Source organism: Kribbella sp. NPDC006257, assembly GCF_040613535.1.
Classification (GTDB): domain Bacteria; phylum Actinomycetota; class Actinomycetes; order Propionibacteriales; family Kribbellaceae; genus Kribbella.
On the sequence record NZ_JBEXSJ010000003.1, the window covers coordinates 1 to 19,736 of the forward strand.

16 protein-coding genes are annotated in these 19,736 nt (G+C 66.9%); 7 read left to right on the forward strand and 9 right to left on the reverse strand.

Going from position 1 to position 19,736, the window contains the following annotated elements:
- The 4 genes from ABZ004_RS04280 to ABZ004_RS04295 form a co-directional block, all read left to right on the forward strand.
- Positions 1–1,412 (forward strand): polysaccharide lyase 6 family protein (locus ABZ004_RS04280; protein WP_355678315.1); only part of this gene is annotated, 1,412 nt, incomplete at its 5' end.
- Positions 1,409–1,537 carry a hypothetical protein gene (locus ABZ004_RS04285; RefSeq protein ID WP_355678316.1) on the forward strand — a complete coding sequence of 43 codons (129 nt, stop codon included), beginning with the start codon at positions 1,409–1,411 and terminating at the stop codon, positions 1,535–1,537. The genes ABZ004_RS04280 and ABZ004_RS04285, both read left to right, overlap by 4 nt.
- Complete coding sequence (locus ABZ004_RS04290) at positions 1,534–2,388, forward strand: AraC family transcriptional regulator (RefSeq protein ID WP_355678317.1); 855 nt, start codon at positions 1,534–1,536, stop codon at positions 2,386–2,388. Before ABZ004_RS04285 ends, ABZ004_RS04290 begins: the two co-directional genes overlap by 4 nt.
- Before the next feature lie 56 nt (positions 2,389–2,444).
- Positions 2,445–3,878 (forward strand): polysaccharide lyase 6 family protein, encoded by a 1,434-nt coding sequence (locus tag ABZ004_RS04295; protein WP_355678318.1) that lies wholly within the window; start codon positions 2,445–2,447, stop codon positions 3,876–3,878.
- Positions 3,879–3,924: 46 nt separating this feature from the next.
- Here the strand turns inward: ABZ004_RS04295 and ABZ004_RS04300 are convergent, their stop codons facing one another.
- Together ABZ004_RS04300 and ABZ004_RS04305 are read right to left on the reverse strand one after the other, a co-directional pair.
- Entirely contained in the window at positions 3,925–5,298 is a 1,374-nt protein-coding gene (locus ABZ004_RS04300; protein ID WP_355678319.1) for an MFS transporter, read from the reverse strand.
- Positions 5,299–5,363: 65 nt separating this feature from the next.
- Positions 5,364–6,116 (reverse strand): glycerophosphodiester phosphodiesterase, encoded by a 753-nt coding sequence (locus ABZ004_RS04305; RefSeq protein WP_355678320.1) that lies wholly within the window; start codon positions 6,114–6,116, stop codon positions 5,364–5,366.
- Between the two features lie 233 nt (positions 6,117–6,349).
- Here ABZ004_RS04305 and ABZ004_RS04310 point away from each other — a divergent pair, with 233 nt between their 5' ends.
- Positions 6,350–7,492: an aminotransferase class V-fold PLP-dependent enzyme gene (locus tag ABZ004_RS04310; RefSeq protein WP_355678321.1), complete on the forward strand. Its 1,143-nt coding sequence runs from the start codon at positions 6,350–6,352 to the stop codon at positions 7,490–7,492.
- A 569-nt stretch (positions 7,493–8,061) separates the two neighbouring features.
- On the opposite strand, the gene ABZ004_RS04315 is transcribed toward ABZ004_RS04310, so the two are convergent.
- From ABZ004_RS04315 to ABZ004_RS04330, 4 genes are read right to left on the reverse strand one after another with little or no spacing between them, the layout of a single operon-like run.
- Positions 8,062–8,913 (reverse strand): carbohydrate ABC transporter permease, encoded by an 852-nt coding sequence (locus ABZ004_RS04315; protein ID WP_355678322.1) that lies wholly within the window; start codon positions 8,911–8,913, stop codon positions 8,062–8,064.
- Complete coding sequence (locus ABZ004_RS04320; RefSeq protein WP_355678323.1) at positions 8,910–9,827, reverse strand: sugar ABC transporter permease; 918 nt, start codon at positions 9,825–9,827, stop codon at positions 8,910–8,912. Before ABZ004_RS04320 ends, ABZ004_RS04315 begins: the two co-directional genes overlap by 4 nt.
- The gene (locus tag ABZ004_RS04325; protein WP_355678324.1) at positions 9,827–11,143 is read right to left on the reverse strand and encodes an extracellular solute-binding protein; all 1,317 of its coding nucleotides are present in this window, start codon (positions 11,141–11,143) and stop codon (positions 9,827–9,829) included. Before ABZ004_RS04325 ends, ABZ004_RS04320 begins: the two co-directional genes overlap by 1 nt.
- Before the next feature lie 18 nt (positions 11,144–11,161).
- Entirely contained in the window at positions 11,162–13,933 is a 2,772-nt protein-coding gene (locus ABZ004_RS04330; protein ID WP_355678325.1) for a family 78 glycoside hydrolase catalytic domain, read from the reverse strand.
- Between the two features lie 116 nt (positions 13,934–14,049).
- On the opposite strand from ABZ004_RS04330, the gene ABZ004_RS04335 reads away from it, so the two are divergent.
- Entirely contained in the window at positions 14,050–14,976 is a 927-nt protein-coding gene (locus tag ABZ004_RS04335; protein ID WP_355678326.1) for a helix-turn-helix transcriptional regulator, read from the forward strand.
- Here the strand turns inward: ABZ004_RS04335 and ABZ004_RS04340 are convergent.
- Genes ABZ004_RS04340 through ABZ004_RS04350 form a run of 3 tightly spaced genes read right to left on the reverse strand, consistent with a single transcriptional unit; the run spans position 14,926 to position 18,064 of the window.
- Complete coding sequence (locus ABZ004_RS04340; RefSeq protein WP_355678327.1) at positions 14,926–15,384, reverse strand: PGPGW domain-containing protein; 459 nt, start codon at positions 15,382–15,384, stop codon at positions 14,926–14,928. The two genes, ABZ004_RS04335 and ABZ004_RS04340, sit on opposite strands and share 51 nt — an antisense overlap.
- Before the next feature lie 18 nt (positions 15,385–15,402).
- Entirely contained in the window at positions 15,403–15,936 is a 534-nt protein-coding gene (locus ABZ004_RS04345) for a M15 family metallopeptidase (RefSeq protein ID WP_355678328.1), read from the reverse strand.
- The gene (locus ABZ004_RS04350; protein WP_355678329.1) at positions 15,929–18,064 is read right to left on the reverse strand and encodes a peptidoglycan DD-metalloendopeptidase family protein; all 2,136 of its coding nucleotides are present in this window, start codon (positions 18,062–18,064) and stop codon (positions 15,929–15,931) included. The genes ABZ004_RS04345 and ABZ004_RS04350 overlap by 8 nt, the downstream gene beginning before the upstream one ends.
- A 241-nt stretch (positions 18,065–18,305) precedes the next feature.
- Here ABZ004_RS04350 and lpdA point away from each other — a divergent pair, with 241 nt between their 5' ends.
- Positions 18,306–19,700, forward strand: a complete 1,395-nt coding sequence (lpdA, locus tag ABZ004_RS04355; RefSeq protein ID WP_355678330.1) for a dihydrolipoyl dehydrogenase — start codon at positions 18,306–18,308, stop codon at positions 19,698–19,700.
- Positions 19,701–19,736: the final 36 nt, after the last annotated feature.

Consider the following 19,736-nt stretch of genomic DNA (forward strand, 5'->3'; position numbering starts at 1 on the left):
GCGTCGGCAGCCCGGACGACTTCGGCGGCGCCGGTGGCTCCGGTACGGCGTACCAGGGCGAAGGTGCCGGGAACGCCGGGCGGCGGTTCGTGCGGTCGCTTGAGGAGTTGCGGGTGGCGATTGGGAGTGCTGGGCCTGGTGCGGTGATTACTGTTGCTGATGGCACCTATGAGGTGCCGGCGGAGGCGCCGATCGCGTTGACTGGTGTTCGCGGGCGCCCCGGGAAGCCGGTGGTGATCCAGGCCGAGTCTCCGGGTGGGGTGGTGCTGGCTGGTGAGCAGAGTTTTGTGTTGAGTAGTTCGTCGGATGTCACCTTGAGTGGGTTTGCGTTTCGGCAGCGCGCGACGTTTGAGGTGCCGCCGGATTGTGTGCGGATTCGGTTGACGCGGAACGACTTCCAGCTGGCTGATATCGAGGGCGTGCATTGGGTGATGGTGCGCGCGGATTACTCAACGATTGATCACAACGAGTTTCATGGGAAGTCGACGCTCGGGATCTATCTCGGGATCGAAGGTGCGGGCACCGATCAGATGGCGAAGGGCGTGCACATCTATCGCAATCACTTCCGCGACCACACCTTTCCGGGCGACAACGGTGGTGAGCCGATCCGGCTCGGGGTCAGCCCGCGGGCGCTCTCGACAGCCGGCGCGGTGGTGGAGTTCAACCTGTTCGAGCGCGCCAACGGTGATCCCGAGGCGATCTCGGTGAAGTCGTCCGGAAATGTCCTGCGTCACAACACGATCCGCGACAGCCTCGGTGGGATCGTGCTCCGGCACGGCAACGGCACCCGGGTCGAGGGAAACTTCATCGTAAACGGGACCAACGGGATCCGGATCTACGGCAATGACCACCAGATCCAGAGCAACTACCTCGAGCGGGTGAGCGGGATCGTGCTGGGCAGCGGCAGCGTGCGGGATCACTTCCCCGGTGAGCCGCCGACCTCGCGCACCGGCAACGACGCTCCGGACCGGGTCCGCATCGCGCTCAACACCTTGCTGGACTGCAGGACCGGCATCAACGGTGAGACGAATCGGACGCTGCCGCCACTGGACTGCACGATCGCCGACAACCTGCTCGTCGCCGATACCGGTCAGCTGGTGAACATGCCGTTCCAGCAGGGCATCAGCTGGTCCGGCAACCTCGTCTGGGGTCAGGCGGCGGACGGGAATGCCCCGGCCGGCACGTTCACCCGGGCGGACCCGCGGCTTGTCGCAGGGCCTGACGGCGTACGGCGTCTGTCGGCGAGCAGCCCCGCGATCGACGCAGCCACCGGCTCCTATCCGGCGGACGCTCTCGATGTCGACGGGGACCGGCGCGGTCGTAGGGTCGACGTCGGTGCGGACGAGTTCTCGCATCGCAAGCCGAAGTACCGCCCGCTGACGGCGGCCGACGTAGGGATCCACGCCTCATGAACAAGATCCGAGTCGCCGGAGCTACCTGCGCCGAGGAGATCATCTCCGAGCGCGACCGCGACGGCGAGCAGCCCGGCGAGCAGCACCGAGCCGTCCGGGCGAACGAGGAGATGGTCGGCGGATGAGTGAGACGGAAGTTGTCGCGGTGCGTAGTGATGAGGAGATCATTCGGACTCATCTGGATCGGCTCCGGCTGGATCTGGTGGTCGCGAGCCGGATCACGCATGTTCATCGCGAGTGGCACCGGCCGCTGCAGCCCGATCCGTTCTCCCGGTTGTACCTGATCCTCGAAGGAGAAGGTCTCCTCGTGGTGGGGGACCAGGAGCTCTATCCGAAGCCCGGTGAGCTCTGCTACCTGCCGGCCGACGTTCCGGTTTCCTACTCGACGATCAGCGACAACACCTTCCGCAAACACTGGCTGCACTTCTCCGCGCTGATCGGCGATCGCGACATCGGCGAACTGCTGACCCTGCCGTTCATCGTCCCCAGCAGGGCGCCGGAAGAGGCTGCCGCGCTGTTCGAGCAGGTCGGTGCGGCCGATCGGGATCCGCCGGGTCTCGCGACGCCGTTGCGGATCAAGTCCGCCTTGACCGCGTTGTTCGCGCACTTCCTCGACAGCGCGCCGGCAGGTTCGGTCCGGCTGTCGCCGCAGCAGACCGGCGAGTCCGGCATCGTCCGCTACATCGAGGAGAACCTCACTTCGGCACTGACGGTCGAGGAGCTCGCGGCCGAGTTCGGGTTCGAGCTGAGTGCCTTCGTCCGGCATTTCCGCGCGGAGTTCGGGTTGTCGCCGAAGCAGTTCATCAAGCGCACCCGGATCGAGCACGCGCAGTACGAGCTGGTGAACACCACCAAGCCGATGGACGAGATCGCGGCCGCGGTCGGCATGGACCAGTCCTACTTCTCCAAGGTGTTCCGCCAGGTCAGCTCGGTCACCCCGAGCGAATACCGGAAGATGTACCGCCCCCGCAACTAGGTTCCTACCCACCTACCGCCCCCGTAGTTGGTTCCCTACGTCATCAGGAGCTCGTCATGGATCGTCGTTCATTCCTTGCCGTCGGCACCTTCGGCACGCTTGGCATCGGGGCGGCTGCACTGCAGCTGTCCCGTGCCCGCCCGGCGGACGCCGGGGTGACGGCTACCGTCACCTCGTTGTCCCAACTGCAATCCGCCATCAACAGCGCCGGCCCCGGCACCACGATCACCGTGGCGAACGGCTCGTACGCCGTACCGTCGGGCTCGCCGATCTCCGTCAGCGGGCGCCACGGGACCAGCACCTCGCCGATCACGATCGTGGCCGAATCGCGTGGCGGTGTCACGCTGACCGGCGCGCAGAGCTTCGTGTTCGCCAACTCGTCGTACGTCACGATCAGCGGGTTCAACTTCCGGCAGAGCACGACGCTGGAGATCCCGACCACCTGCCCGCGGATCCGGCTGACCCGCAACGACCTCCAGTTCGCGACCGCGGCCGAGCACTGGGTCGTGGTGCGCGGCGATGACGTCAAGATCGACCGGAACACGTTCCACGACAAGTCCACGAAGGGCGTCTACCTGGTGATAGACGGACCTGGCACCGAGGACATGGCACAGCGGACGTACATCGCCCGGAACTACTTCCGGGATCACACGTACTCCGGATTGAACGGCGGCGAGCCGATTCGCCTGGGGGTCAGCGGTCGCGCATTGTCGACAGCCGACGCGACGGTTGAGTACAACCTGTTCGAGCGGGCGAACGGCGATCCGGAGGCGATCTCGGTGAAGTCGTCGGGGAACACGATCCGCTACAACACGGTTCGCTCGTCGACCGGTGGGATCGTGCTGCGGCACGGCAACAACAACCGCGTCGAGAGCAACTACCTGCTGTCCGGCGCGAACGGGATCCGGATCTACGGCAATGATCATCTGATCGTGAACAACTACGTCGGCGGCGTCGCGAGTGCCGGGATCGTGCTCGGCAGCGGGACCGAGCGCGATCACTACGAGGGCGAGCCGTCCTCCTCGCGCACCGGCAACGACGCACCGGACCGGGTGACGATCGTGCTCAACACCCTCCGCAACAACACCGACGGCGCGATCAACGGCGAAAGCAACCGCACGGTCCCGCCGCTGGGCTGCCAGATCGCCGACAACCTCCTCGTCGGCGACAGCGGCGCCCTGGTCGACATGCCCTACCTGTCCGGCATCACCTGGTCCGGCAACATCCTCTGGGGCAACGCCACCAACGGCAACATCCCCACCTCCGGCTTCACCCGAGCCGACCCGAAGCTCCAGGCAGGCAGCGACGGCATCTACCGCCTAGCCACCGGCAGCGCCGCAATCAACGCCGCCTCTTCCACCCAGGTAACCGACGACCTCGACGGCCAACCCCGCACCACCCCGTACGACGTAGGCGCCGACGAGTTCTCCACCCAAACCCCGTTGCGCCGTCCCCTCACATCGGCCGACGTCGGCCCCGGAGCCGCGTAGTACCGCTCATCCCGCCGCGCCACCGCGGTGGCGGGCCGGCTACGGGTCAGACGAGGGCGGGTTGGGTGTTGCCGGCTTCGGTGATGCCTCGGCGCATGTCTACTCGGGTGAGGAGGGCGAGGCCTACGACGAAGAAGATGCCTAGGGCAACGATGGCGGGGCGGTAGGAGCCGGTGAGTTGGTGGACCAGGCCGAAGACGAGGGTGCCGAGCCAGGAGGTGCCTCGTTCGCCGGCCTGGTAGAGGCTGAAGTACTCCGCCTCGCGGCCCTTCGGGATCAGCTGGCTGAACGCGGAGCGGGAGAGTGCCTGGGTTCCGCCGAGCACGATGCCGATCGCGATACCCATCGCGAGGAACGGGACGACCTGGTGCGCAGGCAGCAGGAAGCCGGCGATCACGATCACCATCCAGACCACCAGCCCGCCCATGATCGTGCGCTGACTGCCGTACCGCCGGGCGAATCGCCCGAACGCGAGTGCCCCGAAGAACGCGATGAACTGCACCAACAAGATCGTCATGATCAGGATCTGCGTCTCGAACCCGAGCTGCTTCTCGCCGTACGTCGAGGAGACCGAGATGACCGTCTGGATCCCGTCGTTGAAGAACAGGTACGCGACCAGGAACAGCAGCGTCATCGGATACGTCCGCACGTGCTTCAGCGTCGCGAAGAGCTGCCCGAAACTCTGCCGGATCAGACTGCCCCCACCCACCGGTACGACGCTCGCCGGCGGCCGGTCCTTGAGCCGCAGATAGGGGATGAAGGTGAACAGACCCCACCAGATGCCCGCGCTCAGCAGACTCAGGCGGACCGCGGTTCCCTTGCTCAGCCCCAGTGCGTCGTGCGCCGTGACGACACCGAGATTCAGAGCCAGCAGGATGAAGCCGCCGAGATACCCGAACGCCCACGCCCGCGACGAGACATCATCGCGGTCGTCGGGCCCGGCGATATCGATGAGGATCGAGTCGTAGACGACCAGCGACGACCCCAGACAGAGATTCCCGACGAACAGCAGCAGCGCCCCGAGCGCCCAGCGGTCGCCGCTCACGAACACCATGCAGCACGCGGCCAGCGCACCGACCCAGGCGAAGCCGCACATCAACAGTTTCTTCCGCGGCGACCGGTCCGCGATCGCGCCGACCACCGGCAGGAACAGCGCGGACATCAGGGTCGCGACCGTCACGACGTAGAAGGCCAGCGAGCCCGGCGAGATGCCGAGTCCGAGGACGTGCAGGTTCGTGTGGCAGGGGGCGTCCGTCGTACCGACCCGGCCGCAGGCGGCCTGTTCGGCGACCGAGGTGAGGTACGGCGCGAACAGTACGGTGCCGACGGTGGTGACGTAGCCGGAGTTGGCCCAGTCGTACAGGCTGAACCCCCAGTATTCGCGCTGGTCGACGCTCGCGGGGGCGGAAAGGATTCCCATGCGGAGGAGTGTCGCAGCTCAACAGCCGAGTTGGCCCCCTCAGCACCACTCGCCGCGCCCCTCTTTCAGTGCCATTGACCTCGTTCGATGAGTACGTCGCGGAGTAGGTCGGTCCGGTCGGTGAACAGGCCGTCGACGCCGAAGTCGAGCAGGCGATGCATGTCGACCGGGTCGTCCACGGTCCACACGTGCACCTGTTTGCCGAGGGCATGCGCCCGGCGGAGCAGTCCCCGGGTGAGCACCTTGATCCTGCCGAAGTACTCCGGGATCTGCAGGCAGGCGCCGGGGGAGTCGAACCGGTACGGCGAGAACCGGAGCCGGGCGATCTCGTTCTGGCCGAAGCCGGTGGCGAGTCGCTCGCCGAGCTCGGCGCGGATCCGCTGGACCCGGGCCTGGGAGAAGGAGGAGACGCAGACCCGGTCGATGGCGCCGGCCTTCCGGAGTACGGCGGCAGTGGGGCGGACACCGTTGTCAGCCTTGATGTCGAGATTCAGCTTGATCGCCGGGAAGTGTTCCAGTACTTCGGAAAGCTGAGGGATCGGCTCGTGACCGTTGATCCGGGCCCGCTTGACCTCCGACCAGGGCAGTTGCGCGATCACTCCGGTGCGGTCGGTGACCCGGTCCAGCCGGTGGTCGTGGAACGCCACCACCACCCCGTCGCTGGTCGCGTGCAGGTCGGTCTCGAGGTAGTGATACCCGAGTCCGACCGCCTGCTCGAAGGCATGCATCGAGTTTTCATAGCCGACGTTGTCAGGGTGCAAGGCGCCGCCACGGTGGGCCATCGCGATCGGTCCGTCGTGGTCGAGATAGGGATACACAACCGGAAGTATCGCCGAGCCAAGGGCGCCAGGTCTTGAGGGCCCTCGGCAACGGCAGTAGTTTCGGGGCAACACCCCCGCGCGCTTCGACGGCACTTATCCGGGCAGAGGGAATTTTGCCCGACGTGTACCGCGAGCGGCGGCACAATGCGGTCCCCGACCCTCCCAAGCCGGGGACCGCGTGCACTGGACTCGGCGCGGCCTCCGGCAGCTGGTTCGGTAGCGTTGGGCCGGTGACTGATATCAGCCCGCCCCGGCCGGATCTGTGGAGCCTGGATCCCGGCGTCCTGCATCTCAATCACGGCTCGTACGGCGCGGTGCCACGGCGTACCCAAGATCTCCTGTCGGCGCTGCGAACCGAGACCGACGCGAACCCGATGGCCTGGTTCCGCTCGGTCGCCGGCCGGCTCGCGACCTCCAGGCTCGAGCTGGCGGCGTACTTGGACACCGACCCGACCGGGTTCGCGCTGGTCCCGAACGCGAGCGCCGGCGTCACGGCCGCCCTCGCGACCATCCCGATCGCCACCGGCAGCCGGATCGTGCTGACCAATCACGCGTACGGCGCGGTGCGGTTCGCGGCGGAGCGGTTCGCCCGGCAGCACCATGCCGAGATCGTCGTGGTCGACGTGCCGCTGGAGTCCGACGACGACACCGTCGTCGCGATCATCGCCGCCGCGCTCGACGGCAACACGGCCGCGCTCGTGGTGGACCAGATCAGCTCGGCGACCGCGATGATCTTCCCGATCCGGCGACTGGTCGACGCCTGTTCGGAGTACGGGATCCCGGTGATCGTCGACGGGGCTCACGCGCCGGCGCTGATCGACGCCCCGGCCGGTGACGGAGCGGACTTCTGGACCGGGAACTTCCACAAGTGGCCCGCCTCGCCGCGGGCGACGGCCGGTCTGGTGGTCGCCGAGAAGTGGCGCGCGGAGACGTTGCCGCTGATCGTCTCGTGGTCGGAGTACGACGAGCGGATGCCTGAGCGGTTCGACATGCTGGGCACGTACGACTACGCGCCCTGGATCGCGGCGCCTGAGTCGTTGCGGGTCCTGGAGGAGATCGACTGGCCGCGTCGGCGTACGGAACTTTCCTCGATGCTGGACGAAGGCGCCGGGCTGGTCGCGAAGTCACTCGGCTCGTCGGTGCCGGACGTCGTCAACCCGGCGCCGACGATGCGCCTGGTCGAGCCCCCGTGGCCCGGCGAGCGGTCGGAGGACGCGGGCGAGGCCTTCAAGATCCGGGTATCGCGGGAGCTCAAGGCCGAGATCACCCTGACCGCCTTCGACACCCGGGTCTTCATCCGTCTCTCGGCCCACGCCTATAACTCGCTCGCCGACTACGCGAAACTCGCGGATCTCCTGCCATCGGTGCTCTGATCCCCACCTGCTCCGACAGCCCGGCAGGGCCGGTAGTGGGCTGGCGGGAGGGACTGGGGTGCGCGTCGCCGGGCTGCGTGATTGTTCTGGTCGGCCAGTTGGGGACGAAGCCTTGGGCGGGCGGCACCAGCGTGACTGCCTAGACCGACGCCAGCGGGCAGCGGGCAGCCGACGATTGTCTGATTCGGCGTGTAACGCGCAAGTTCGCGCAGAATCGCGTGGCGCGGTGCACCGACGGACATGAGGTGTCCGGGGGCGGGCTGAGTTCTACGCTTGGCTGGGCCGGGGCCGGGCCGGTTTTGGCGGATACCTCATGTCCGTCGGTACGCCGCCCCGCGGGCAGGCCCGCTTCCTCCTCTTGGCATGGTTACCTCCTCTCTGACTGCTTCCCCCACTGCTCCACCAATGGGGTGAGCGCGCGAAGGGGAGGTAACCCGAAGTTCGCGCAGGATCCGGCCGACCTCGGCGGTCCACCCCGGGATCGGCCGGCTTCCGGGGTTCCCTCAACCACCGACTCCGCAGACGCCCGCTCCCTCGCCGCCAACCTGGCAGCAGTATTAGTAGGCCGGTCAGCCCTTGATGGCGCCGGCGGTCATTCCGGCGACTATCTGGCGGTTGAAGAAGAGGAACATCACCAGGGGCGGGATGGTGATCAGCAGGATGTTCATGAAGAGCAGGTTGTACTGCGTACTGAACTGGCTCTGGAAGTTGTAGAGGGTCAGCTGAACCGTTGCGTTCTGGTCGCCCGGCAGGAAGTAGAGCGGGTTCGTGAAGTCGTTGAACACCGCCACCGACTGGACGACGACCACGGTCACGATGACTGAGCGCAGCAGCGGGAAGATCACTCCGAAGAACAGCCGCAGCGGTCCGGCGCCGTCGATGATCGCCGCCTCGTCGAGTTCGCGCGGGATGGTCGCCACGAACGCCCGGAAGAGCAGCACGCAGAACGACAACCCGAACGCGATCTCGATCAGGATCAGCCCCGGCATGGTCTTGAACAGCCCGAACTTCTGCAGCACCCAGATCGTCGGTACGACGGCCGGCGGGATGATCAGGCCGGACAGCACCAGGAAGTTGATCAGCCCGTTCCAGCGGCTCTTCCGGCGCTGCAGGACGAACCCGGCCATCGCCGCGAGCACGACCATGCCGGCGACACTCGCGACCGTCAGGATCGTCGAGTTGATGAACGCGATCACCAGCATGTAGTCCCGCGCCTTCACCACCTCGACGAAGTTCTGCACGATCCGCAGTTGGTGCGGCCAGGAGAAGTCGAGGAGCGCCGCCTGCTGCCGGTCCTTCACCGCGGTCAGCACGATGAACGCGAACGGGATGACGAACACGATGACCGAGGCAACGATCGCGACCGCACTCAGCAGATAGTTCCGCCCCGGCTTGTGATTGACGAGCTCCGCGGTGCTCACAGGTCCACCTCTTTGCGGTTGAGGAAGTAGGAGAGCGGTAGCACGATCGCGGTGACTGCGAGGAACAACACGACGTTGCCTGCGGTCGACAAGCCGTAGAAGCCGGCCTGGTACTGCTTGTAGATCACCGACGCGATCACGTCCGAGGTGAACCCGGGCCCGCCCCGCGTCATCGCCCAGATCAGCTCGAAGGACCTGAGTCCGCCGATCAGCGACAAGATGATCACCGTCACCGTCGCCGGCCGGGACAGCGGCAAGACGATCCGGCGGAACGTCTCCCACGACCCGGCGCCGTCCACCCTCGCCGCCTCCATGTACTCCCGCGGAATCGACACGATCCCGGCGATGTAGATCAGCGTCGCCAGCCCGACCCCTTTCCAGATATCCACCGCCGCGACCGACAACAACGCGTACTTCGGGTCGGTCAGCCACCCCGGTCCGTCGATCCCCAGCGTGCCGAGCGCGCCGTTGATCAGCCCGTGCTCGGGATTCATCAACACGGTGAACGTGATGCCGACACCGATCGTCGAGACCAGGACCGGAAAGAACACCACCGACCGAAGGTAGCCACGGGCAACGATCTGCGAGGTCAGCAGGACCGCCAGTAACAACCCGAGAACCACCTTGGTGCCTGACGTCACGACAGCGAAGATCAGCGTGTTGGTGAAACCCTTGACCAGCTGTGGCTCGGAGAAGAACAGCTTGAAGTTCTCCAGCCCGATGAACTTCGACTCGAACAGGCTCCACCGGGTCAGGCTGAAGTAGAGCGAGGCGAACGTCGGGACGATGAACAGGACGCCGTAGATCACTGCCGAGGGCAGGTAGAACCAGTTCGAGTACGGCGTGTAGACCTTCGGCCTCGCGGCCCGCGCCACCTTGGCGCGGGCTTGAGCCGAACTGATGGACGCAGCCATCACCAACCCGCCAACCCGAGCTGCTGTGCCTGCTTCTTCACGTCCTCGTCGTACCGCGCGGCGCCGTCCTTCGCCTTGCGGATGCCGGAGCCCACCTCGACGGTGATCTGCTCCAGCGACGGGCCCTTCACCGGCGACACGAACTCCAGCGCCAGGCTCGATGCGCCCGGCTTGTCGAGATACGGCTGCATGTCCTTGATCGACTGCGGTACGTCGGTCGGCAGCGCGCACCCCTTGACGGCGTACGGGCCGGTGGGCGCGCCCGCGGCGGCCTGGGACTTGCAGCCGTCCGGGCTGGCGATGAAGGCGAGGAACTTCTTCGCCGCGTCCAGCTTGGCACCGGTCGTCGTCTTCGGGATGTAGTTCGCGCCGGGCGTCCACACGGTCAGACCGTTCTTGGTCGCGTCGTCACCAGGCAACGCGAACAGTCCGACGTTCTTGGCCGCGTCCGGATAGGTGGCCACCATGTTCGCGACCACGCCGGACAGGATCGGGTACTGCGCTCCCTTGCCCTGGGCAAGCATCCGCAGACCGTCCGGCAGCTTGGCCGAGGCGAAGTCCTTGTTCTCGTAGCCGGCGTCGTGCACGGCCTCGGTGTGCTCGAAACCCTTCAGCGCCGCCGGCGACGTCGCATACTTCGCCTGGTTCTTGGTGTACCTGTCGGCGAAGTCCGGCTCGACCGCTGCGACGTTGTGGAAGTCACCCAGCACGAACAACTGCGAGGTCCAGGTCTCCCCATAGGTCTGGATCACCGGAGGGATCCCGGCCGCCTTGATCTTGGCGCTGTTGGCCATGAACTCGGCCCACGTCTTCGGTACCTTCAGCCCGAGCCTGGTGTAGATCGGAATGTTGTAGAGCACCGCTCCGCCCATGAAGCCACCGACCGGTACGCCGTACACCTGTCCGTCGGCGGTCACCGTCTTCTTGAAGTTCTCGTCCAGATCACCGATGTAGGACTGGTCGCTCAGCGGAACCAGGTTCTTCTGCGGCGCGATCGCCTGGAACAGCGAGCCGGTGTTGTAGTTGAACACGTCCGGCATGTCCCCGGTGGACAGCCTCGTCTTGACGATGTTGTCGCCCTCGGTACCGGCCGGGCGGGTCTCGGTCTTGATGGTGACGTCGGGGTTCTTGGCGGTGAAGTCCTTGACCAGTTGCTCGGCTGTCTTGATGTCCTGGTCCTGGTTGCCGATCAGAAAGGTAATGCTGACCTTGCCGTCGCCTGCACTGTCGCTGGATCCCAGGCTGCCGGCGCTACAGGCCGTCAGTGCAAGCAGGCCGATCAGCGCTATGGCTGTCGAAGGTGGGCGGATCGTCATAGTGACCTCCAGAAACTGTTAGTGCGTTGCGAGCAGGGAGTCGAGGCGGGCTTGCAGGGCGGTGGTGTCGGCGCTGTGCCATCCACCGGCGACCTGAACCAGGGTGGTCGCGGGCGCGTCGAGGTAGCGCTCCAGCCGGCCGGCGAGTTGAGCATCGTCGTCGACGACGCCGGTCTCCACGGCCGTCTCGACGAGAGCGTTCCAGGTGGGCTCGTGGTCCACGACCTGACGGATGGTGGCATCAGCGGGCAGACCCGGCACCTCGGCGTACGGGTCGTCGACAGTCCACTCATGGTCTCCGTGCCGGACTTCGACCGGTTCGGAGCTTCCCGGCAGGTGCACTGTTGCTGTGGAGCCGACAGGAACGGTGACGTTCAACTGGAACGAGCCGCTCGAGCGCTCCCAGCCCACGCGCACTTCGCCGTACGGCGTGAGGTGGCGCGCAGCTGCTCTGGTGAGCTTCGACGTGGGCAGTGGGTCGACCACGATGCTGCGGTAGCCCGGTGCGCCCGGGGCGATACCCGCTACCCGCCGGTGCATCCAGTCCGCGACAGCACCGAGTGCGTAGTGGTTGAAGGACGTCATCTCGCCTGGGTTGATGCTGCCGTCGGGCAGCATGCTGTCGAAGCGTTCCCAGATGGTGGTGGCGCCCATGGTCACCGCGTAGAGCCAGGACGGACAGCCGGTCTGCAGCAGCAACCGGTAGGCCAGCTCGGGCTCTCCTACATCAGTGAGCGCATCGGCCATCAGCGGCGTACCGACAAAGCCAGTGCTGATCCGGAAGCCTGCTGTCCGTACCAGATCGGCAAGGCGAAGCCCTGCACGACGACGCTGCTCCTCTGTCGGCAGCAGCGCCCACTGCAAAGCCATCGCGTACGTCGTAGGCGCGTCGCTCAGCACCCGGCCGCCCTCAGTCGCGTACTCCGCTGCGAAAGCCGCCCGCACTCGACGAGCCAGCTCCGCGTACTCCTGCGAAGCATCGCCAGTCAGCGCCGAAGCCTCTGCGACGATCTGTGCCGACCTGGCCAGGTGAGCCGTCGCCAGGACGTCCGGGTCAGCCTTGGCGCGAAACGGGTTGTCCGGCGGCGCAGTGGGATCCAGCCAATCACCGAACTGGAACCCGCCGGTCCACAGCAGATCCGCACCAGCCAGGTCCGTCATCCGGTCCACCCAGGCACGCATGCTCGGCAGCTGGCGAGCTAGAAGACCCAGGTCGCCTGTGCGCTGGTACAGAACCCAAGGCACAACCACTGCCGCGTCACCCCACGCAGCCGTAGACGGCGAGGCGTCACGCAGTACGTCGGGAATGACGAACGGCACCGAGCCGTCCTTGTGCTGCTCGGCGGCGAGGTCGGTCAGCCAGTTGCCGAGGAAGCCGGCGCTGTCGAACAGGAAGGTCGCGGTGGGGGAGAAGACCTGGATGTCGCCGGTCCAGCCGAGCCGCTCGTCGCGCTGTGGGCAGTCGGTGGGGACGTCGACGAAGTTGCCGCGCATCCCCCAGACGACGTTCTCGTGGAACCGATTGAGGGTCTCGTCCGACGACTCGAACCAGCCCGTTCGCCGGAGATCGGAGTTGATGGCGACCGCCTGGATTTCGTCGGCTTGGAGATCCGGTACGCCGGTGACCTCGGCGTACCGGAAGCCGTGGAAGGTGAGCTCCGCTTCGAGCACGGTCTCGTCGGGGCCGGCCAGGACGTAGGAGTCTGTGGCCTTGGCGGAGCGCAGCGGGCGGACGCCGAGTTCGTCGTTCTCGAGGACCTCGGCGTGCCGCAGGACGACCTCGGCTCCGGGATCGGCGCCGCGGACGGTCAGGCGGACCCGGCCGACCAGGTTCTGGCCGAAGTCGACGAGAGTCTTGCCTGCGGGGGAGGTCCAGATCTTCTGTGCGGGGAGGAGGTCGGTGACGCGGACGGGCGGGCCGTCGGGTGCGACGAGGAGGCTCAGGTCGGCGTCGAGCACGTCCACCGGCGACGGTGCCGACGGTTGGCGGGTGAGGTCGACGCGCTGACCGTCGTACAGGTCGTCGGCGACGATCTGGCTCTCGCGGGCGGTCCAGGTGCCGTCGGTGGCGAGGATATGGACGGCGCCATCGGCGGTGGTGACTTCAAGTTGGGCGAGGACGGCGAGTCGGTCGCCGTACACGGCTCGCTGACCGTGGAAGCCGAGGCGGCCGCGGTACCAGCCGTTGCCGAGCAGGAAGTCGAGCTGGTTCACGCCCGGCTGGACGAGTTCGGTGACGTCGTGGGTCTGGTAGCGCAGGCGGAACTGGTAGGCGGTCCAGCCCGGCGCGAGTTGCTCGTCGCCGACGCGGTGGCCGTTGAGTTCGGGGATGTAGACGCCGTGGGCGGTCGCGTAGAGCCGGGCCCGGACGATGTCGCCGGGCAGCTCGATGCTGCCGCTGACGATCGGGGCGGTGGCTGATTCGCGCGGGCTGACGAAGCGTGCGGTCCAGTCGTCGGAAGAGAGCAGACCGGCCTCGACGACGGCCGGTTCGCTCCAGTCGCTCCATTCGTCGTCGCGGACCCGGATGCGGACCTCGGCCGACTCGCGGGAGCCGAGGGGGTGGCTCGGCCAGGGCACCAGGACCTGGTCAGCCGACGTGATGGCGTGTTTGGTCTGCGGTACGCCGGGCCGGGTGATCTCGATCTCGTAGCCGGACTGGGTGTAGCCCGGATCGGCGGCCGGCACCTGCCAGGACAGGCGTGGTGAGCCGGTACCGAGGCCCAGAACGGGGCCTTCGTCGGTCCGGTGCTCGAAGCGGAGATGGACGGGTGCGGCAGGACGCGGCATGGGCAACTCCCAGATATGAAACGATTCATTCGATCTTGCGACCACCGTCCCGCCGCCGATAGTCCGCAGTGCACCCGACCTAGCACAAAATGAACCTGGGCCCCTAGAGTGCGCAGATGGAGGAACCGCCGGTCGACAGCTACGGCACGCTCGTGCACCTCGTGGAAGGGTCGCTGGCGTTCGCCGGCCGCTATCTGCATGACGTAGACCGCCCCGTGCACACGCACAGCTTCTTCGAGGTCGTCGTCGTGATCGGCGGACGCGGTGTGCACAACTGCCTCGCCAGGCGTGAGGAGCTCGGGGTCGGCGATGTCCTGCTGCTGCGGCCGGGGGTCTGGCACGGGTACGAGGACTGCGAAGACCTGGAGATCTACAACTGCTGTTTCTCCGCCGATCTACTGCGGCGCGAGCTGGCCTGGACGCGCGAGGACCCGCTGCTGGGTCACCTGCTGTGGACCCTGCCGTACACGGCCGAGCGTCGTGGAGTGCTGACCACTCGGCTCGACCCTGCAGCGATGGCGGAGTGCATTGGTCACCTGGACGCGCTGGGGAACCTCCGGCATCGGCCGGCGAACCTGCATCACGGTGAAGTCATCGGCTGGCTGTCGCTGTTCCTGAACCGGCTGGCGAGGGCAGCAGGTGACAGTCGGGTCAGCGGCGGGGAGCAGCACCCCGCAGTACTGGATGCTCTGCGGTTGATGGAAGCGCGGCCTGCTTACCGCTGGACGCTGACCGAGTTGGCGCTGGAGCTGCATCTGGCGCCGGGGTATCTGGTGAGGATCTTCAAGGCGGCCACCGGCTTGCCACCGATGGCATACCTGTCCCGCTTCCGCGCCGAGCTCGCCGCTGATCGGCTGTTGCACACCGACGAGCCCATCAGCCGGATCGGAGAGGCGGTCGGCTGGCCTGACCAGAACTACTTCGCGCGCCGCTTCAAGTCTCACTACGGGCTGAGTGCCACCGACTACCGGTCCCGCTTCACCCGCTCACGCTCAATCAAGAAGGGGCAGTTTGTGAAGGAAACTCTCCCAAGAGTTCGGTAGCCAGCTGGGGACGCCGAGGACGGCCAGGTAGAGCCAGATGGCGACGACCACGCACAGGAAGATCGCCAGGGTGCCCAGAGCCTTCAGCCAGGCCGGCTGTTTGCCCGTCCAGGTGGTGAACTGCTTGACCCAGTCCTTCACCTTGTAGAGCAGGCGTTGTGCCCACTCGAACTCACTGGCCAGCACCGCGAGGCCCGCGATGAACAGCGGGATCCCGCCCGGTCCTGGCAACCAGCCGGTCAACGGAGCGGCGATGATGAGCAGGCCGCCGAGCACGCCGACACCGATCCGGTAGAACAACAGCTTCCGCGGGTTGCTCCGGATCTTGCGCCGCCACTCCCAGCGATCGTCCTGGGCGTCCAGCGTGATGTTGTCGTCCGCGCGGTCCGGACTGGTCTGCTCGGCCACACCTCAAGCCTACGTGGTCTAAGGAGTAACCCCCTGGAACTCCCAATGCCACGGTTCTTGCCGAGGGCCCCCTTGCCGCGCCCAGTCCGGACTAACCCACCCGTACGCCGGTGCGTTGGCCAGCATCCACTCGTGCTCAGGAGTCCCGTAGTCGTTGATGCCGTCACACAAGTCGACAGCCTGCCCCCAGCCATGGTTCGACGTACCGGGCACTGCGGCCAGACCGGGCTTGCGGATCAGCAAGAGCGCCTGAACCCGCCAGGGGCGATAGGAGTCAGTGATGCAGAGCCGCGTGTGGAAGTGAGCGGTGTAGGCATCCGCCAGAGACTTGTACGCCGCGGCAGCGTCGCAGCGCAGCTTCTGCCCGCCAGGGACCCTGCAGAGCTTGGAGGCGGGCATCAGTCCGTTGCCGTAGCCTTGCCAACCCTCGGCGGTGGTGAGCACAGCGGCGTACGGCGTGGCGCCGACGACCAGGCAGCCGAACAGGACGACAGCACCAGCCGAGCTGATCACGCGATGCCTGCGGATCCAGCTGGTCAGGCGGCTAGGCACTGGCCGGTTTACCGAACTCCCAGTGCCAAGGCTCTTCGCGGCCGCCGCCCTTGTTCGCCCAGGCCGGGTGGACCCAGCCGTAGCTGCCGGCGTTCGCCAGCATCCACTGGTACTGCGCGGTGCCGAAGTGGTCGATACCGCCGCACAGGTCGACGGCTACGCCCCAGCCGTGGTTCGACGTACCGGGCAGTGCTGCCAGCGACGGCTTGCGGCCGTACAGGTCGACCTGCGACGCGTACGAGCGGTAGGAGTCGGTGATGCAGAGCGTCTTGCCGAAGCGGCCCTTGTAGGCGGCGGCAAGTTGCGCGTACGACGCAGCCGCGTCGCAGCGCAGCATGTGGCCGGAGTTGCCGCTGATTCCACACAGCTTGTCGGCGGGAATCATGCCGTTGCTGTAACCACCCCAGCCGGTGCTGGTGCTCCCGGTCGCCAGGAACGGCATCGGATTCACCGCGTCGCCACCGAGGCGGACCTCGAAATGCAGGTGCGGCCCGGTCGCGTTGCCCAGCCCTCCAACGGCTCCGATCTGCTGCCCCGCGACGACGTGGGCGCCCTCGGCGACATCGACCCGGCTGAGGTGCGCGTAGAGCGTTTCGAGTCCGTTGCCGTGGTCGATCCGGATCAGGTTGCCGGCCCACGCGGGGTGCTCGACCCGCACGGTGCCGGCGGTGACCGCGCGCACCGGCGTACCGGTCGGGGCCACGAAGTCCTGGCCGGTGTGGAAGCCGGAGGACCAGAGCGGACCGGCCTGGCCGAACGGCGTACCGATCTCGTACTGTCCCTCGGCGATCGGCCAGGTCCAGGCACCGGTGCCCACGTCGTACGACGTGGCGGTGTTGCCGCAGCGGAACTGGTACGCCTGCGAGGAGGACTGCGGCGGGGTCTGGTGCACCGCGGGCTGACCCAGCGTCGGGCGCAGCGCGGCGAACAGGTTGTCCGGGACATTCGTGACGGTGACCGAACCCTTGGACTCGTCGGCCGCGATCATCTCGTCGCCGTCCAGCGCGATCCCTATGTGGAACAGTCCGATCGACTTGCTGCCGATCAGCAGGATGTCGCCCGGCTGGATCGTTGCCGCCGGCACCTTCTGGTAGTTCGGGTAGACCTTGCTGATCAGGTTCGGCAGGTTCGCGTAGGGCTGCCAGGCGACCCGGGCCGCGCCGAGGCAGCCGTACTTCGCCGGACCGGTGGCGCCGATGCCGTAGGGCTTGCCGAGCAGACTGAAGGCCCGGTTCACTGCTTGGATCGTCTCGGCCGACAACACCCGCACGGTCTTGCCCGCACTGCTGACCGACGCGGTGCCGGGGACGTTCTGACCGCCGGCCACGTACGGCTTGAGACCGGCGGGGAGCTTCGAGGGGTTCCTGATCAAGCCGGCGGCGGGTGCGGTCACCTTGGCGGCGGCCAGCTCGGTCAGGTAGGTCTGCCACTTCGCGAAGGCCTGGGCGTTGCGGCCGTTCTGCAACTGACTGGACAGTGCACTCGCGCCGGCCAGGTCGGCCATCTGGCCCTGCATCGCCAGCGCCGCCTCCTGCGCCTTCGCCTTGACCTCCAGACCGAGGGTCTTGGCGGTCTGGGCTGCGGTATCCGCTGCGGCGCGCTTCTTGGCCGCGTCGTCGGCCGCCGTACCGGCTGCGTCCTGCGCGGCAGTCGCTGTCTGGTACTGCGCGACCTGGGTGCTGCCGAGTTGCCGGATGGCCGCTTGGCGGTCGGCGATCTCCTGGAGGTTTTCCGCGATGGGGGCCAGCGACCAGAGCATCGACTCGGTGCCCAGGACGGTCGGGATGCCCAGTTGGTATGCCTGCGCGGTCAGCAGTCCGAGCTTGCGGCGTTCGACGTCCGAGACGCCCTTTTTGCTCGCGGCGTACGCCTCGGCCTTCTTCGCTGCGGCCTCGGTGGTCTGGACTGCCTTTTGCGCGTTCGTGTACTCGATCGTGGTCTTGGCGAACTCCGCCTGGATCTGCGCGGCTTCGGCCTGCAACTGCTCCAGGGATCTCTTGACGTCGGTGACGGACGCGGGCGGCGGGGGAGTCGGGTCGTCGGCGTAAGCGGCGTACGAGGGCAGTGCGACCACTGCCACCAGCGCGCCGATCGCGGCGAGCCGCAGTCTGCGGCTGTTCCCCAGCATCCTTGTCCCCACCGTCTAGTGCTCCCACTACGTTTCCAGAGGCGCCTCACGCGCGCACGGAAAGGGAGCTCCCCCCGTGCGTGCCCCAGCGTAGGCGGGCGGGGGAGCAGAAGGAAGGCCTGCTCACCGACAGTGACGATGAGGCAGGACACACGACCCGATGGTGACCGTCGTCACCCCCCGCTGCCGGGCGCCTGCCCGGCTGCGCGGCGTACTGGTGCGACCGACTAGCATTTCCACCATGGCCTCGCACTTTGACGTTGTTGTCCTCGGCGCCGGCCCGGGTGGGTACGTCGCGGCGATCCGCGCCGCACAGCTCGGGCTGAAGACCGCCATCATCGAGAAGAAGTACTGGGGCGGTGTCTGCCTGAACGTGGGCTGCATCCCCTCCAAGGCTCTGCTCCGGAACGCCGAACTGGCGCACATCTTCACCGCGGAGAAGAAGACCTTCGGCATCAGCGGCGAGGTCACCTTCGACTTCCCGACCGCGGTGCAGCGCAGCCGGAAGGTGGCCGACGGCCGCGTCAAGGGCGTGCACTTCCTGATGAAGAAGAACAACATCACCGAGTACGACGGGTGGGGCTCGTTCGTCGACGCCAACACCCTGGACGTATCGCTGAACAACGGGTCGTCGGAGACCGTCACCTTCGACAACTGCATCATCGCCACCGGCGCGACGACCAAGCTGCTGCCGGGCACCCAGCTGAGCGAGCGGGTCGTCACCTACGAGGAGCAGATCCTCACCGAGGAACTTCCCGGCAGCATCATCATCGCCGGTGCCGGCGCGATCGGTGTCGAGTTCGCCTACGTGCTGACCAACTACGGCGTCGACGTCACCATCGTCGAGTTCCTGGACCGGGTCGTCCCGCTCGAGGACGCCGAGGTCTCCAAGGAGCTCGCGAAGGCGTACAAGAAGCTCGGCGTCAAGGTGCTCACCGGCACCCGGGTCGACGCGATCGACGACTCCGGCGACAAGGTGAAGGTCACCGTCACCGGCAAGGACGGCCAGCAGACGCTGGAGGCCGACAAGGTGCTGCAGGCGATCGGCTTCCAGCCGCGCGTCGACGGCTACGGGCTGGACAAGATCGGCGTCAAGCTGACCGAGCGCGGCGCGATCGACGTCGACGGCTTCCTGCGCACCAACGTGCCGAACATCTTCGCGATCGGTGACGTGAACGCGAAGCTGATGCTCGCGCACGCCGCCGAGGCGCAGGGGGTGATCGCGGCCGAGACCATCGCCGGGCACGAGACGATGGAACTCGACTACGTGATGATCCCGCGGGCGACCTTCTGCCAGCCGCAGATCGCCAGCTTCGGCTGGACCGAGGAGCAGGCGCGACTCGAAGGCTTCGACGTCAAGGTGGCCAAGTTCCCGTTCACCGCGAACGGCAAGGCGCACGGTCTGGCCGACCCGAACGGCTTCGTCAAGGTGATCAGCGACGCGAAGTACGGCGAACTCCTCGGCGCCCACCTGATCGGCCCCGAGGTCACCGAGCTCCTCCCCGAGCTCACCCTGGCCCAGAAGTGGGACCTCACCACCAAGGAACTGGCCCGCAACGTCCACGCCCACCCCACCTTGTCCGAGGCCCTCCAAGAAGCCTTCCACGGCCTCGAAGGCCACATGATCAACTTCTAGCTCCACCCCCTGAACGGCGGCAGACCTCCCGGGCCT

What these genes read in the sequence shown, in the direction of transcription:
- ABZ004_RS04285 (WP_355678316.1), top strand. Translation starts at nt 1,409, where the DNA reads ATGAACAAGATCCGAGTCGCCGGAGCTACCTGCGCCGAGGAGATCATC.
- ABZ004_RS04290 (WP_355678317.1), top strand. Translation starts at nt 1,534, where the DNA reads ATGAGTGAGACGGAAGTTGTCGCGGTGCGTAGTGATGAGGAGATCATT.
- ABZ004_RS04295 (WP_355678318.1), top strand. Translation starts at nt 2,445, where the DNA reads ATGGATCGTCGTTCATTCCTTGCCGTCGGCACCTTCGGCACGCTTGGC.
- ABZ004_RS04300 (WP_355678319.1), bottom strand. Translation starts at nt 5,298, where the DNA reads ATGGGAATCCTTTCCGCCCCCGCGAGCGTCGACCAGCGCGAATACTGG.
- ABZ004_RS04320 (WP_355678323.1), bottom strand. Translation starts at nt 9,827, where the DNA reads ATGGCTGCGTCCATCAGTTCGGCTCAAGCCCGCGCCAAGGTGGCGCGG.
- ABZ004_RS04325 (WP_355678324.1), bottom strand. Translation starts at nt 11,143, where the DNA reads ATGACGATCCGCCCACCTTCGACAGCCATAGCGCTGATCGGCCTGCTT.
- ABZ004_RS04330 (WP_355678325.1), bottom strand. Translation starts at nt 13,933, where the DNA reads ATGCCGCGTCCTGCCGCACCCGTCCATCTCCGCTTCGAGCACCGGACC.
- ABZ004_RS04335 (WP_355678326.1), top strand. Translation starts at nt 14,050, where the DNA reads ATGGAGGAACCGCCGGTCGACAGCTACGGCACGCTCGTGCACCTCGTG.
- ABZ004_RS04350 (WP_355678329.1), bottom strand. Translation starts at nt 18,064, where the DNA reads ATGCTGGGGAACAGCCGCAGACTGCGGCTCGCCGCGATCGGCGCGCTG.
- lpdA (WP_355678330.1), top strand. Translation starts at nt 18,306, where the DNA reads ATGGCCTCGCACTTTGACGTTGTTGTCCTCGGCGCCGGCCCGGGTGGG.